This window comes from Streptomyces sp. NPDC002851 (assembly GCF_053591935.1).
On sequence record NZ_JBSFUT010000012.1, the window covers coordinates 189,936 to 204,176 of the forward strand.

12 protein-coding genes, 2 tRNA genes and 1 pseudogene are annotated in these 14,241 nt (G+C 70.8%); 4 read left to right on the plus strand and 11 right to left on the minus strand.

Features of this window, described 5'->3' with window-relative positions; genetic code table 11:
* Positions 1-130: 130 nt before the first annotated feature.
* From ACWD10_RS15670 to ACWD10_RS15685, 4 genes are all read right to left on the minus strand, one after another.
* On the minus strand, positions 131-826 hold the full coding sequence (locus tag ACWD10_RS15670; RefSeq protein ID WP_451091056.1) for an ATP-dependent Clp protease proteolytic subunit: 696 nt from the start codon (positions 824-826) through the stop codon (positions 131-133).
* Between the two features lie 88 nt (positions 827-914).
* Positions 915-1,520 carry an ATP-dependent Clp protease proteolytic subunit gene (locus tag ACWD10_RS15675; protein WP_451091094.1) on the minus strand — a complete coding sequence of 202 codons (606 nt, stop codon included), beginning with the start codon at positions 1,518-1,520 and terminating at the stop codon, positions 915-917.
* Positions 1,521-1,824: 304 nt separating this feature from the next.
* Positions 1,825-3,228: a trigger factor gene (tig, locus tag ACWD10_RS15680; RefSeq protein ID WP_451091058.1), complete on the minus strand. Its 1,404-nt coding sequence runs from the start codon at positions 3,226-3,228 to the stop codon at positions 1,825-1,827.
* 202 nt (positions 3,229-3,430) lie between these two features.
* A tRNA-Pro gene (locus tag ACWD10_RS15685) sits at positions 3,431-3,507 on the minus strand.
* 333 nt (positions 3,508-3,840) lie between these two features.
* On the opposite strand from ACWD10_RS15685, the gene ACWD10_RS15690 reads away from it, so the two are divergent.
* A tRNA-Gly gene (locus ACWD10_RS15690) sits at positions 3,841-3,914 on the plus strand.
* 95 nt (positions 3,915-4,009) lie between these two features.
* Here ACWD10_RS15690 and ACWD10_RS15695 read toward each other — a convergent pair.
* Positions 4,010-4,204 (minus strand): hypothetical protein, encoded by a 195-nt coding sequence (locus ACWD10_RS15695; RefSeq protein ID WP_451091060.1) that lies wholly within the window; start codon positions 4,202-4,204, stop codon positions 4,010-4,012.
* A gap of 531 nt (positions 4,205-4,735) precedes the next feature.
* Between ACWD10_RS15695 and ACWD10_RS15700 the strand changes: the two genes are divergently transcribed.
* Positions 4,736-5,866: an acyltransferase family protein gene (locus tag ACWD10_RS15700; RefSeq protein WP_451091062.1), complete on the plus strand. Its 1,131-nt coding sequence runs from the start codon at positions 4,736-4,738 to the stop codon at positions 5,864-5,866.
* A 40-nt stretch (positions 5,867-5,906) separates the two neighbouring features.
* On the opposite strand, the gene ACWD10_RS15705 is transcribed toward ACWD10_RS15700, so the two are convergent.
* The 4 genes from ACWD10_RS15705 to ACWD10_RS15720 all read right to left on the minus strand — a co-directional run bounded on the left by ACWD10_RS15705 (position 5,907) and on the right by ACWD10_RS15720 (position 10,688).
* Positions 5,907-7,367, minus strand: coding sequence for a MinD/ParA family ATP-binding protein (locus tag ACWD10_RS15705; protein WP_451091064.1), 1,461 nt, complete (start codon positions 7,365-7,367; stop codon positions 5,907-5,909).
* Positions 7,368-7,566: 199 nt separating this feature from the next.
* Positions 7,567-8,760 (minus strand): type VII secretion integral membrane protein EccD, encoded by a 1,194-nt coding sequence (locus ACWD10_RS15710; protein WP_451091066.1) that lies wholly within the window; start codon positions 8,758-8,760, stop codon positions 7,567-7,569.
* Between the two features lie 315 nt (positions 8,761-9,075).
* Entirely contained in the window at positions 9,076-9,516 is a 441-nt protein-coding gene (locus ACWD10_RS15715; protein WP_451091096.1) for an HD domain-containing protein, read from the minus strand.
* Complete coding sequence (locus tag ACWD10_RS15720; protein ID WP_451091068.1) at positions 9,516-10,688, minus strand: PP2C family protein-serine/threonine phosphatase; 1,173 nt, start codon at positions 10,686-10,688, stop codon at positions 9,516-9,518. The genes ACWD10_RS15715 and ACWD10_RS15720 overlap by 1 nt, the downstream gene beginning before the upstream one ends.
* A gap of 193 nt (positions 10,689-10,881) precedes the next feature.
* Here ACWD10_RS15720 and ACWD10_RS15725 point away from each other — a divergent pair, with 193 nt between their 5' ends.
* On the plus strand, positions 10,882-12,153 hold the full coding sequence (locus ACWD10_RS15725; protein WP_451091070.1) for a GNAT family N-acetyltransferase: 1,272 nt from the start codon (positions 10,882-10,884) through the stop codon (positions 12,151-12,153).
* Positions 12,154-12,177: 24 nt separating this feature from the next.
* Here ACWD10_RS15725 and ACWD10_RS15730 read toward each other — a convergent pair whose 3' ends face one another.
* Complete coding sequence (locus ACWD10_RS15730) at positions 12,178-13,038, minus strand: Fpg/Nei family DNA glycosylase (RefSeq protein WP_451091072.1); 861 nt, start codon at positions 13,036-13,038, stop codon at positions 12,178-12,180.
* Positions 13,039-13,249: 211 nt separating this feature from the next.
* On the minus strand, positions 13,250-13,738 hold the full coding sequence (locus ACWD10_RS15735) for a ribose-5-phosphate isomerase (protein WP_451091074.1): 489 nt from the start codon (positions 13,736-13,738) through the stop codon (positions 13,250-13,252).
* A 225-nt stretch (positions 13,739-13,963) separates the two neighbouring features.
* Here ACWD10_RS15735 and ACWD10_RS15740 point away from each other — a divergent pair.
* Positions 13,964-14,241, plus strand: a pseudogene (locus ACWD10_RS15740) (amino acid transporter); the annotation flags it as partial.

A 14,241-nucleotide genomic window follows, 5' to 3' on the forward strand; every position in this document is an offset into this window, starting at 1 on the left:
CGGCTCCTGGTGCCTCATATCCGACGGTACCTTGCCGGGCCCCCCGTTCGGGCCCCCCTTGGCGCGGTTCGCTTCGACGTGAGCCAAGTACGAACCGCGCCCAGGGATGGGCAGGTGTCACTGTGCCCCGTCAGGCGACCGATGCGTTGTTCATCTTCCGGGTGGAGATGATCTGGTCGATCAGGCCGTACGAGAGCGCGTCCTCAGCCGTGAGGATCTTGTCGCGCTCGATGTCGTCGCGGATCTTCTCGATCGGCGTCGTGGAGTGCTTGGCCAGCATCTCCTCCAGCTGCGAACGCATCCGGAGGATTTCATTCGCCGCGATCTCCAGGTCGGAGACCTGACCGCGGCCGGTCTCGCTGTACGGCTGGTGGATCAGAATGCGGGCGTTCGGCAGCGCCATGCGCTTGCCCGGCGTACCGGCGGCGAGCAGCACCGCGGCGGCCGAGGCGGCCTGGCCCATGCAGACCGTCTGGATGTCCGGCTTCACGAACTGCATCGTGTCGTAGATGGCCGTGAGCGCGGTGAAGGAGCCACCGGGGCTGTTGATGTAGACCGAGATGTCCCGGTCGGGGTCCATCGACTCCAGGCACAGGAGCTGCGCCATGACGTCGTTGGCGGAGGCGTCGTCGATCTGGACGCCGAGGAAGATCACGCGCTCCTCGAAGAGCTTCGCGTACGGGTCGTACTCGCGCACGCCCTGCGAGGTGCGCTCGACGAAGCGCGGGATGACGTAACGGGACTCGGCGCTCGGGCCGGTGTACTGGCCGGCGGCCTGCTCGGCGCGGGTCCGGTCGTAGAGACCGCTACCGGGGAAGTCGTTCACTGAAGTTCTCCTGAAGTGAGCGGAGTGAGCTGAGGGTCGGCTCCGGGGCTGAGGATCGATGGACGAGCGAAGGCTCGGGATCGAGTGCTCAGGCCCCGGTGCCGCCGCCGCCCGGCATTCCGATCGCCGTGGGCATGATGTCGTCGATGAGGCCGTACTCCTTGGCCTCCTGCGGGTCGAACCAGCGGTCGCGGTCCGAGTCCCGGGTGATCTGCTCGACGGTCTGGCCGGTGTGGAAGGCGGTGAGCTCCGCCATCTTCTTCTTGGTGAGCAGCAGCCGCTCGGCGTGGATCTTGATGTCCGACGCGGAGCCCGCGAGGCCCGCGGAGGGCTGGTGGATCAGGATCTCGGCGTTCGGCAGCGCGAAGCGCTTGCCGGGCGTGCCCGCGCTGAGCAGGAACTGGCCCATGGAGGCCGCCATGCCCATCGCGATCGTCACCACGTCGTTCTTGATGTACTGCATGGTGTCGTAGATCGCCATGCCGGCCGTGATCGAGCCGCCGGGGCTGTTGATGTACAGGAAGATGTCCTTGTCCGGGTCCGCGGCAAGGAGCAGCAGCTGCGCAGTGATCTTGTTGGCGATGTCATCGTCGACCGGCTGGCCGAGGAAGATGATCCGCTCGTTGAGCAGCCGGTTGTAGACCTGGTCGCCGAGGCCACCACCGATGGAAGGCTCGCCGGCGGCGGAGGGCATCAGATTCGTCACGTATCCACCTGCTCGTCTTACGACGGCGCCGGGCCGTCTCACGTCTTCTGCTGGGGCCTGGGCCGCCCCGGTCATTCGCCGCGTCCGCGTCTTCGGCGGGTCTTGGCGGCTTTCGGGGACTCCCCTGCCCTCGTATTCATGGACCCTAACGCGCGGGTCCCTTCGGGGAATCCCGGAGACGGAACTGTTCGCTGTGAGCGCAGGTCGTGCTGCCTGAAGAGGCACGCCGGGCCCCCGGGGAACGCGATGTCCCCGGGGGCCCGGCTCACGTACTGCGCGGAGGCGCGGAGGGTCAGCCCTCCTTCTTCTCCTCGTCGGCTTCGCCGGCCTCGGCCTCGGCCTCGGTGACGGCCTCGACCGTCTCCGTGGCGGCCTCGGTCTCGTCCTCGTCCGAAAGGTCGACGACCTCGCCGTTCGTGTCCTTGACCGTGGCGGCCTCGACGACGACCGCGAGGGCCTTGCCGCGGGCGACCTCGCCGACGAGCATCGGCACCTGGCCGCCCTCGACGACGGCCTGCGCGAACTGGTCGGGGGACATGCCGGAGGACTGCGCGCGGCGCATGAGGTGCTCGGTGAGCTCCTCCTGGCTGACGTTCAGCTTCTCCTTGTTGACCAGCTCGTCGAGGATGAACTGGGTCTTGATGCCCTTGACCGCCTGCTCGCGGGTCTCGGCGTCGAACTCCTCGACCGTCTTGCCCTGGATCTGGAGGTACTTCGCCAGGTCCAGGCCCATCTGGGCGAGCTGGTGGTTCTCGAGGTTGTGCTTGCGCGTGTTGACCTCGTCCTCGAGCAGCTTCTCGGGGACGGGGATCTCGACCAGCTCGAGCAGCTTCTCCAGGACGCGCTCCTGGGCCTGCGTGGCCTGGTCGTACTGCTTCATGTTCTCGAGGCGCTTGCGGCTGTCGGCCTTGAGCTCGTCCAGGGTGTCGAACTCGGAGGCCAGCTGCGCGAAGTCGTCGTCGAGCTCGGGCAGTTCGCGGGCCTTGACCTCGGTGACCTTGACGGTGACCTCGGCCTCCTTGCCCTCGGCGGAGCCGCCCTTGAGCTCGGAGGTGAAGGTGGCCTCGCCACCGGCCTCCAGGCCGGTCACGGCCTCGTCGATGCCGTCGAGCAGCTCGCCGGAGCCGATGGTGTACGAGACGCCGTTGGCGACGCCGTCCTCGAGGACCTCGCCCTCGACCTTGGCCTCCAGGTCGATGGTCACGACGTCGCCCTCGGCGGCGGCGCGCTCGACGACGGAGGTGGAGGCGAAGCGCTCGCGCAGCTGCTCCACGGACTTCTCGACGTCCTCGTCGCTGACCTCGACGGCGTCGACCTCGACCTCGATGCCGGAGTAGTCCGGGATCGTGATCTCGGGACGGACGTCGACCTCGGCGGTGAAGTTGAGGGTCTCGTTGTCCTTCAGCTCGGTGATGTCCACGTCGGGCTGGCCCAGGACGTTGAGCTCGGCCTCGTTGACCGCCTCGGTGTAGAACTTCGGCAGCGCGTCGTTGACGGCCTCCTCGAGGACCGCACCGCGGCCGAACCGCTGGTCGATGACGCGGGCCGGGATCTTGCCCTTACGGAAGCCCTTCACCGTGACCTGCTGGTTGATCTTTTTGTACGCCGCGTCGAGGCTGTCCTTGAGCTCCTCGAAGGGCACCTCGACAGTGAGCCGAACCCGGGTCGGGTTCAGGGTCTCCACGGCGCTCTTCACGGTTCGGTCTCCTTGGTGGCTGACTGCTTGGGTTCGCTGAGGCAGACGGCTTCAGCAGATGTTCGTCGCCCGGGGAGAACGTCAGACGTGAGGCACACGGGCGCGCAGCTTGCATAGTAACCGGAGCAGGTACGCGCCCCAAAAGGCGATCTTGCCGGTCGGGATCCCGAACGAGGGACGAAGCCGGAGATGATCTGGCTGGTGGTCGGGGTGGCGGGATTTGAACCCACGGCCTTCCGCTCCCAAAGCGGACGCGCTACCAAGCTGCGCCACACCCCGTCGGTGCGACACGTAGGGTACATGCCCCCAGGCAGTGCGGCTGCCGCAATATTCGTGGGGGTACGCGCAAGATCCTCGGTACGGATTGTGAGGGTCCGCTACGGGGAGCGCGAGACGGCCCGTACCGCTCCGGAGGCGGTCGGCAGGGTCGGTTCCCGGTCGGATTCGCGCCAGGGTGCACCCAGGTGCGCGGGGTCCACGGGGGACGGGAGGTCGTCTCGTTCGACTCCTGCGGGAATGGGGTGTGCGGGGCACGGGGGCGACCCGCTACGATGCTCTTCGTACCGCGGTCGGCGCCTCTGCGTGGCTGCCGTGACCTGCGGTGCGGCGCTTGCGGGCGTAGCTCAATGGTAGAGCCCTAGTCTTCCAAACTAGCTACGCGGGTTCGATTCCCGTCGCCCGCTCCACGGCCTCCGGCCCGGTCCTGCGATCACCTCGCGGGGCCGGGCCGGAGGCGTTTCCGCGCCCGGGCGTGACGGGGACCGGCAGAACCGGATCGATGTCAGAACTGGATCGAATTGATCGTGTTCGCTATCGAGTCGAGGAAGCGCTGGATGTCATCGGCCATGCCGGTTGACGCGAGGAAGAAGCCGAAGAGTATGGCGACGGCTGCGGGTCCGGCCTTGAGGGAGCCTCCGCGGATCAGCACCACCAGAATGATCGCACACAGCAACACAACAGACAGCGAAATGGCCACACTGATCACACCCTAGGTCGGTCCGCACTCCCGCTCGGAGGTACGCGGCCCTGCACACCCCCGCCAGAGACCATCGTGCCACCAACAGGCCCTGCCTATGCGGCGGGTGACGCATCGTTGGCCAACGGCATATGCGCCCCTGACGTCCCGCGCGCCGCGTCGGCACCATCGCGATACCCCGGCGACGGCTTGATCACGCGGAACGGCCCCCGCGCGGCGGCGAATTCGGGCCAGTGCGGATTCATATCCCCGGCCATATCCCCGGGCATTTCGAATTGCTGCCGGGAACACGGCACTTGTGACTGAGCGCACAGCAAGTCGGCTATCGAGTCGGACATTCCACCAGAGTCGCCTGGGGGCGTTATGCCCCAATTAAGCGGGATGAAGGCTAACTAAACGGACGGCACAGGGCGTCATCCTGCGTACCTGCGCACAGAAAAGGAGAAATGCCGAGAAGCCTCCCGGGGGCTTCTCAAGGCCGTTCTCTGCGGGGTTTTACGAAATCGCTCGGGCGCCGCTAAGGTGCCTCAGATGTTCCACGCGAGAACTCCGCTCCCCCCGGTCCAGGACGCCGCGGCCACCGGTCCTGCGGCGCAGCAGGCGCAGGCTGAGCCACAGGCGAAGCCGGGGAAGCAGCGGGACGCGTTCTTCGACAACGCCAAGTATCTGGCGATCGTGTTCGTCGCGATGGGCCATGCCTGGGAGCCGCTGACGGACGGCAGCCGCGCCGCCGAGGCGCTCTACATGACCGTCTACACGTTCCACATGCCGGCGTTCATCCTGATCTCCGGCTACTTCTCGCGCAGCTTCGACATGCGCCCGGACCGGCTCAAGCGCCTGGTCACCGGAGTGCTCGTGCCCTACCTGATCTTCGAGGTGGTGTACGCGTTCTTCAAGCGGTGGGCGGACGACGATCCGACGCATCCGATCAGCCTGCTCGACCCCTGGTACCTGACCTGGTTCCTGGCCGCGCTGTTCGTGTGGCGGCTGACCACGCCGCTGTGGAAGCTGATCCGCTGGCCGATCCCGATCGCGATCGGCGTCGCCATGCTCGCCTCGGTCTCGCCCGAGATCGGCGACGACCTCGATCTCCAGCGCGTCCTTCAGTTCCTGCCCTTCTTCGTCATGGGCCTCTTCCTCAAGCCGGAGCACTTCGAGATGGTGCGCCGCCGTGAGGTGCGGATCCTGTCGGTGCCGATCTTCGCCTGTGCGGTGATCGTCGCCTACTGGGCGGCGCCGCGGATGAGTTCGGCGTGGTTCTACCACCGCGACAGTGCGCAGGAGCTGGGCGGTCCGTGGTGGAGCGGCGCCGTGATGACGCTGGCGCTGCTCGGCTGCTCGGTGGTCCTGACCGCCTGCTTCCTGGCCTGGGTGCCCAAGCGGCACATGTGGTTCACGATCCTGGGCGCGGGCACGCTGTACGGCTATCTGCTGCACGGCTTCCTCGCGAAGGGCTCGCGCTTCTGGGGCTGGTTCGACGACTACGCCTGGCTGCACAAGCCGCTCGGCGAGATCTTCGTGACGGTCGTCGCGGCGGCCGTGATCACGCTCCTGTGCACCCCGCCGGTGCAGCGCGCCTTCCGGTTCGCGATGGAGCCGAAGATGGAGTGGGCGTTCAAGCGGGACGCGGCGGAGCTGGCGCGCGGGCGCGTGCGCGGCTAGTACGCCTTAGTGCCCTGGCGGCCTGTGCGGCTGGTACGCGTCAGTGCCTGGCCTGTAGAGAGAGGCGCAGGGCGTCCGCGGCGACGTGGGTGACGGCCTCGCGGGTGGTGTGCGCGAGCAGGTCCGTGCTGATCTCGCCGCCCGCGGCCAGGTGTCGGTCGTACGGCAGCAGATGCACCGTGGCGCCGGTCGCGCGCAGCTTCTCCGCGGCCTTGTCGACGTCGAGCCCGCCGTGCGGCACGGCCTCGGTCAGGACGACGACGGTACCGGCGACGACCTGACGCGGCAGACCCGCCATCCACTTCAGTACGGACTGCGTACTGGCGATCCCCTCGAACGTCGCGGGCGCGACCAGAACGCGCGCCTGGGCGGCGGAGAGCGCGGTGCGGGCGACCTCGGCGGGCAGGGTCTCGCAGTCCACGACGGTGACGCCGAAGTAGCGGCGCAGGGACACCATGGTCTTCTCGTACGCCTTGGTGTCAAGGATGGCGCCGACCTCGCCCTTGCTGCCGGGCAACAGCCAGGCGTTGTCCGGGAGTTGGACGAGGTAGCCGGTGACGTCGAGCAGCGACATCGACGGTTCGACGATCACGGCGAGGTCGCGGACCGTCCAGCGCAGGGACGGCGCCCCGAGCCGTGACGGCAGCGTGCCGAGCGCCGGGTCGGCCTCGACGAGCAGCACGGGATCGTGGCGGTAGTGGGCGTACGCCGTGCCGAGCAACGCCGCGACGGTGGACTTACCGGCGCCGCCCCGGATGGAGGTCACGGCGATCTGGCGTCCGGTCGCCACGGGTTGCTGAAGCAGCTGAGCGGTCTGCGAGGCGACGGCCACCTCGCGCGCGGCCGAGGACGAGACGGTACGCCGGACGGCCCGGAGCGCGCGGCCGACGAGGGGCTCGCCGTGGCGCGGCTTGCGGCGGGTGTCGGTGAGGGAGTCGTCCACGACGGGGAGGGAGCTGAAGCTGTTGGTCGGGGTCGGGGTCGGGGTCGGGGTGGCGGGGGTGGGCGTCTGCGGTTGCGGCGACTGCGGCTGCGGCTGTGTGGGGGCTGGGGCAGGTGTCGCTGGTGCTGCTGCTGTGGGGGCCTGAGGCTCTGCGGGCGCTGTGGGTGCTGCGGGTGCTGTAGGTGGTTGTGCCTGAGGTGTTGTGGGGGGTGTCGGTTTCGGGAGTACGTCGCGCAGGGCGGTGGTCGGTCGGTCCGGTCGTGACGACGGGGCGGGGGCCGGAGTTGGGGCCGAGGCGAAGTCGTCGAGGACGGCGGACGTGGCTGAAGCCGGGGCCGAGGAAGCCGGAGCCTCGGGCGGGAGTGCCTGCGGGGTCACCGACGACAGGGGACGCGTGGGGTCGTCCCCGGTGGGGTGGCCCGCCGAGGCGTCGGGCAACGGGGCGCCGGGCAGGGGCAGTTGGTGGGTGGCGTCCTCGGAGCCGGTGCTGCGGGCCGTGGACGCGGCGGAGGCGGCGGCACCGTTGGCCGGGCGGTCGGACGGCTTGGCGAGGGGCACGCCGCCCGTCTCGGCGGGGGCGGGGGCGGAACCCGGGGCAGCCGAGGCGGAGCCCGGAGTCGAACCGGAACCCGGAGCCGCAGCAGAGCCCGGAGCCGCAGCGGAGCCCGGTACGGCAGACGGGGCGTCGGCCGGAGGGTGGGGGTGCTGGTCGGCGTGTGGCATGTTCTTCTCTCTTCCGAAGTCGCCCTGCATCTGCTCAGGCCCCGCCGAACAGTCGGCCGTACACCCCGAACGCCCCCACGGCGAGCGGGAACAGGGCCACGACGCCCACGGACTCCACGCCGTCCGCGAGCTGCCGCAGCCGTACCCGGGCCCGCTCCCCCGGGCGCAGCGCGAGGGCGAGCAGCGGCAGGGCCGAGGCCAGGGCGAGGGCGGCGAGCGGGAGCGCGGCGTCGGCGTGGTGCAGCCAGCGCAGCGTCAGCCGTACGAGCAGGAACGCGGCGGCGGCGAACAGCGCCACCACCTCCACGACCAGGGGGAACGCGCGGGCCCTGGCAAGGAGCACGGCCCCGGTGAGCGCGGCGAGCAGCACGGTCCAGGGCGTCGGCTCCGCGCGGGTCAGGAACAGGCCCGCGGCCGCCGCCGAACCGGCCGTCAGGAGGGTGGCGAGGACCAGGCCGCGGTGGGTGTCGGTGAGCGCGTCCGCCACCTGGTGGCGGCTGACCGAACTGCCCGTGGAGCGCCGGTCGTCGATGGCCGTCAGACCGGTGGCCCGCAGCGCGAGCCGGGGCAGCAGGCCGAGCAGGACGACCGAGATGACGGCGAGGGTCGCGCCGAGGCGGCCCGGGTCGGCGCCGACGAGCAGGGCGGCCAGCTGCCAGACGGCGGTGAGCACGGCCACGGCCACCGCGCCGACGAGCCCGGCCCGCCCGAACGGCGAGAAAAGGCCGAGCAGCAGCAGCGTCAGGGCCACGGCCGCCGCGACGACCACGAGCCGACCCGGGCCCGGCAGCTGGTGGGCATCCGCGAGGGTCCACGCGGCGAGCACGGCGCAGCCGCCGGAGGTGAGCAGCAGCACGGTGGCGAGCCCACGGTTGCCCCGGCCGGGCGAGGTCAGCAGACCGATGGGGGCGGGAGCCGAACTCGGCCTCCCTGCAGAAGCGTTGCTGCTGGCACCGGCGGCACGGCCGGGCAGGGCCGGACCGGCCGCCACCACACCCCCCACCGCAAGCACCAGAGCCGCCGCGAACAGTCCGTACGCCGCAGGTCCCGCCGCGAACTCCTGACGTACGAGCCAGGCCGTCACGAGCGCGAGCACCAGCGTGGCGACCGCGGCGGTGGGCCGCCGGGACGCGGGGCGCCACCGCCAGGTCCGCAGATCGAGCGACTCTTGAACGGCGTCGGCCGCTTCTTGGCCCTCGACCGCGGGTACGGCTGCGGGCGCGGGCACCGGGGCGTCCACGGGTACGGCTGCCGCCGCGGGCGCGGGCGCCGATGCAGCCGCAGGCGCCGATGCAGAGGTGGCAGGCGCAGGCACAGGCCCAGCCGCAGGCGCGGATGCAGAGGGCGCAGGCCCAGCCGCAGGCGCGGGTGGCGGAACCGAAAAGGTCCCCCCTTGCGTCTGCGTTGTCGTTGCCGTCCCCGCCGTGTCCTTCGGGTCCCCGCCCACCATGCTCACCACGCGCGGGAATTTATCATCGCGAACCCCGACCGCCCCCGGCGCTGCCGGACTCTCACACGACCCCCACGCCCGCGCGGGCCTCGCTCAGGTGTCCAGGCCCAAGTGGCGGCGCATGTCGGCGTACTTGGCGGTGAGGCGGCGGGCGGTCGGCTCGTCGAGGGCGGCGAGGCGGGCCGGGTCGGCGTTGTGCGCGAGGTCGGCTTCTTTGACGAGGCGGGCGCCGGGGGTGGCGAGGATTCTGCGGGCGTACGTTTCCGGGGGCTCGCCGGGACGCTTGGTGAGGGCCCGCACGATGTCCTTGGTGCGCTCCGGGAGCGCGGCCTCGGCCAGCCACTGTTCGGAGAGGACGTCGTCCTCGACCGCGTCGTGCAGCCAGGCGGCGGCGATCTGGGCCTCGTCGCCGCCGCGGGCGCGGACTCCCTCGGCGACGGCCTGGAGGTGTTCGGCGTACGGGCGCCCCGCCTTGTCGGTCTGGGCGGCGTGGGCGCGGCGGGCGAGGGCCGCCACTTCGGTAAGGGTCAGCATCACGCGCCCCGGCAGAGCAGCAGCAGTGCCCGGTCGTCGTTGACGTCCTTGGCGACGGCCTCGATCAGGTGCCAGGCCGCGCCGTGGAAGCCGCCGGAGACATAGCGGTCGGCCTCGCCGGTGAGCCGGTCGATGCCTTCCGTGAGGTCCCGTTCCGAGGTCTCCACCAGGCCGTCCGTGAACAGCATCAGGACGTCGCCGGGGCGCAGCGAGCCCTTGACCGGGTCGAACTGGGCGCCGTCGTACACCCCGAGCAGCGGCCCCTCCGCGGTCTTCTCCTCCCAGCGGCCGGTACCGGCGTGCAGCTGGACGGCGGGCGGGTGACCGGCGGAGAGGAGCTCGTAGTCGCCGGACTCCAGGTCGAGCGCGAGGTGAATGGAGGTCGCGAAGCCCTCGTCCCAGTCCTGGCGGAGCAGATAGCCGTTGGCGGCGGGCAGGAAGCGGTGCGGCGGGAGCGAGCCGAGGAGCCCGCCGAAGGCGCCGGAGAGGAGCAGCGCGCGGGACGCCGCGTCCATGCCCTTGCCGGAGACGTCCGTGAGTACGACCTCGAGGGTGCGGCCGCCATTCGTACGCGCCGCCACCACGAAGTCGCCGGAGAAGGACTGGCCGCCCGCCGGGCGCAGCGCCATCTCGCGGTGCCAGCCGCCCGGCAGCTTGGGCAGCTTGCTCTGCACCTTGATGCGTTCGCGCAGGTCGAAGAGCATCGTCCCGCCACGCCGCCAGGGCACCCCGACCCGGCTGCGGAACTGGGCGATGAGCAGCCCGAAGAACCCGCAGGAGGCGACGACGAGCACGGTCCCGGGCGTCACGGGAGCGGGCCCGTCGGCGGCGGTGTACGGGGCGAGGCGGACCGACTCGACGATGAGGGCGGCCGCCGCGGTGGCGTACAGGGCGAGCAGGCTGGCGGGACGGAGCAGCAGGCCGCCCGCGACGATCGGCAGCACGAGCAGGGTGGGCGAGAACCAGACCGGTACCGCGAGGGTGCCCAGGGTGATCAGCGGAATGGTGAGGAACAGGGCGGCGAGCGCGATCCAGTCGGAGCCGTCGCCGCGGAAGTAGTCGACCCCGGATTTGCGCAGGTCGATGCGGACCCGGTGCAGCCTCTTGCGCAGCCGGGCCGAGAGCGTCTCCGCTGCCGCGCGCCGTGCGGGGCCGCGCCTCCTCGATGCCATTGCCGTGGACCCTATACACGCCGCGTACCGCTTCGCACGGGAGGTCCCGGTTGTCCACCGGGCGGGTGGGCCCGCGGCCCGGCCGTGACGGACGTCCGATGACGACGTCCGACGCCGTCGGACGGGCGGTGCGGGACCGACGCCGGGCAAATTGCCTCGCCCGCCGCGGGTCCGCCCTGGTAGGCAGGGGGGCATGACGACTGACGTACGGGTCCTGAGTCCCGACGACTGGGAGCGCTGGTTCGGCGTCCTCGAGCTCGCGTTCGGCGGGGTCCGGGAGCCGGACGAGGAGCGTGAGTTCGACCGCGCCGTGACCGAGTTCGAGCGGTCGATCGGCGTCTGGGACGGCGACGAGGTGGTCGGCACCGCGGGCGCCTTCTCCTTCCGGATGAGCGTCCCGGGCGGTGCCCTGGTCCCGACGGCCGGGGTCACCATGGTGAGCGTCGCGCCGACGCACCGCCGCCGCGGGCTGCTCACCACGATGATGCGGCGCGTGCTCGACGACGCCCGGGAGCGGGGCGAGCCGCTCGCCGGTCTGACCGCCTCCGAACCCGCGATCTACGGCCGCTTCGGCTTCGGCATCGCGACCCGGCGGCTGCTCGCCGAGATCGACACGTCCCGGGTACGGCTCGAACTGCCCGAGGGCTTGGGCTCGGGCGCGGGCGCGGACGCGGGAACGGGCACGGACGCGGGACGCGTACGGCTGCGGCTCGCCGACCCCGCCGAGGTGCTCGACGCCTGTGAGGCGGTGTACGCGCGGCTCGTGCCCGAACGGCCCGGGATGCTCGAGCGCGCCCCGGGCTGGGGGCGGGTCGGTCTGATCGACCCGCCTTCCGACCGGGAGGGCGCCTCGCCGCTGCAGTGCGTGCTCGCCGAGCGGGAGGGCGAGGTGGTGGGGTACGCCCGGTTCCACAACAAGCCGGAGTGGGGCGAGGCGGGCGCCGAGGGCGTGGTCACGGTGCGCGATCTGGACGCCCTGGACCCGGCGGCGTACGCGGCGCTGTGGCAGTTCTTCTTCGACATCGACCTGACGTCGTCGGTACGGATGCGGCGGCGACCGATGGACGACGCCTGGCAACACCTGGTCTCGGACCTGCGGCGTTGCACCGTCCGCTCCCGGGACGAGCTGCACCTGCGGCCGCTGGACGTGGGCGCGGCGCTCACGGCCCGTACGTATCAGGCGCCGGTGGACGTGGTCCTGGAGGTCGAGGACACCTTCTGCCCCTGGAACGAGGGGCGTTGGCGGCTCTCCGGCGACCCGAAGGGCGCGACCTGCGAGCGCACCGCCGATCGTGCAGAACTCTCCCTTTCCGTACGGGAGTTGGGCGCCGCCTATCTGGGCGGCAGTTCCCTGGCGGCGCTCGCCGGGGCGGGCCGGGTGCGGGAGGTGCGCCGGGGCGCGCTCGCGGAGGCGTCGGTGGCGTTCGGCTCGGCCCTGGAACCGTGGCTGCCGTACGGGTTCTGACCCGGCGGCAACCCTCTTACTCCCTTACTTCTTCTGGCAGTTGGGGCACCAGAAGAGGTTGCGGGCGGCGAGATCGGCGGTGCGGATCTCGCCGCCACAGATGTGGCAGGGCTGGTTCGCCCTGCGGTACACGTACACCTCACCGCCATGGTCGTCCACGCGCGGCGCGCGGCCCATCGCCTCCGGTGTGTGCTCGGGGCGCACGGTGTCGATGCGGTTGTGGCGTACGCCCTCGCGCATCAGGGCGACCAGGTCGGTCCAGAGGGCGGTCCACTCGTCGTACGTAAGGTCCCTACCCGGACGGTACGGGTCGATGCCGTGCCGGAAGAGCACCTCGGCACGGTAGACGTTGCCGACGCCCGCGATGACCTTCTGGTCCATGAGGAGGGCGGCGACGGTCGTACGGGAGCGGGAGACGCGGCGCCACGCCTTGTCGGGGTCGTTGGCCGGGTCGTCGGCGGGTCGCAGCGGGTCGGGGCCGAGGCGCTCGTGTATCGCCTGCTTCTCGGCGTCCGTGATCAGGGCGCAGGTCGTGGGGCCGCGCAGGTCCGCGTACGCGGTGGCGGAGACGAGGCGGAGCCGGACGGTGTCCGTGGGCGGGGGCGCGGGGGCCGTTCCGAAGCCGAGTTTGCCGAAGAGGCCGAGGTGGATGTGGACGTGGCTGTCCGTGTGGCCGTCTGTCGGGCCTGCGGCCGGGCCTGCGGTCGGGCCGAAGCCGAGGAAGAGGTGTTTGCCGTGGGCCTCGGCGGAGGTGAGGCGGCGGCCGTCGAGCAGGGCGGCGCTGTCGGAGAACTTGCCCTGGGGGCTGGTGACGCGGAGCGTCTCGTCGAGGAAGCGGTCGCGGTGGTCGGCCGCGAGGCGGTGGATCGTGTGCCCCTCGGGCAAGGTGATTTCTCCTTGGTGCGGCTCGGGGATGGGTTCTTTCCCCAGTCCCGCCCCTTCCCGTAGCCGGGGGCTTGCAGCCCCCAGGCCCCCGCTTTATCGCGCTGAACGCGCTCGTCCTCAAAACGCCGGACGGGCTGATTTGGGGCAGCCCCAAATCAAGCCCTTCCGGCGTTTGAGGAGCGGGGGTGCAGGCGGCAGAACCCCCTGCGGGTCAGTCCTGCTGCGGGTGGTGGGCCGGGATCGGCGGAAGCTCGCCGGTCGTCTCGTACGTCGACAGCATCTCGATGCGACGCGTGTGACGCTCCTCGTCCGAGTAGGCCGTACCGAGGAAGACCTCCACGAACTTCGTCGCCTCATCGAGGGAGTGCATACGGGCACCCACCGACACGACGTTCGCGTTGTTGTGCTCCCGCCCGAGCGCGGCCGTCTCCTCGCTCCAGGCCAGGGCGCAGCGCACGCCCTTCACCTTGTTCGCCGCGATCTGCTCACCGTTGCCGGAGCCGCCGATCACGATGCCGAGGGCGTCCGGGTCCGCGGCCGTGCGCTCGGCGGCGCGCAGGCAGAACGGCGGGTAGTCGTCCTGGGCGTCGTAGATGTGCGGGCCGCAGTCGACGGGGTCGTGGCCGTGGGCCTTCAGCCAGTCGACGAGGTGGTTCTTGAGTTCGTAGCCCGCATGGTCCGAGCCGAGATACACGCGCATGGGTCTGAGTGTGGCATGTCGGTACGGGCGGGGTCGCGCCCGGGTCCGGGGCGGGTCCGGGGCAGGCCGGGACCGGGGCGGGGACGAGGACGAGGACGGGGACAAGTCAGGACACTGCCGGGCAATTGGTTCTCCAGGCAACAAATCAGAATCGGGTCTTCCGTCTCTTGCCCCTTGGAGTATTGAATGCAAGGGCTCGTGACCCGAGAACTTAAGGATTCGTCCATGACTTCGCAACCGACCCTTGCGAAAGAAGACGGCAGCCCTATTACCCCAGGGGAACCGTCCGGCTCGCAGGGTGGTGGTGACGGCCTGAAAGCCGGTCTCAAGAACCGCCATCTCTCCATGATCGCCATCGGCGGCGTCATCGGCGCCGGCCTGTTCGTCGGCTCCGGCGCCGGGATCGCCGCGGCCGGGCCCGGCATTCTGATCTCGTACGCCCTCGTCGGCCTGATGGTCGTCCTCGTGATGCGGATGCTCGGCGAGATGGCCGCCGCCAATCC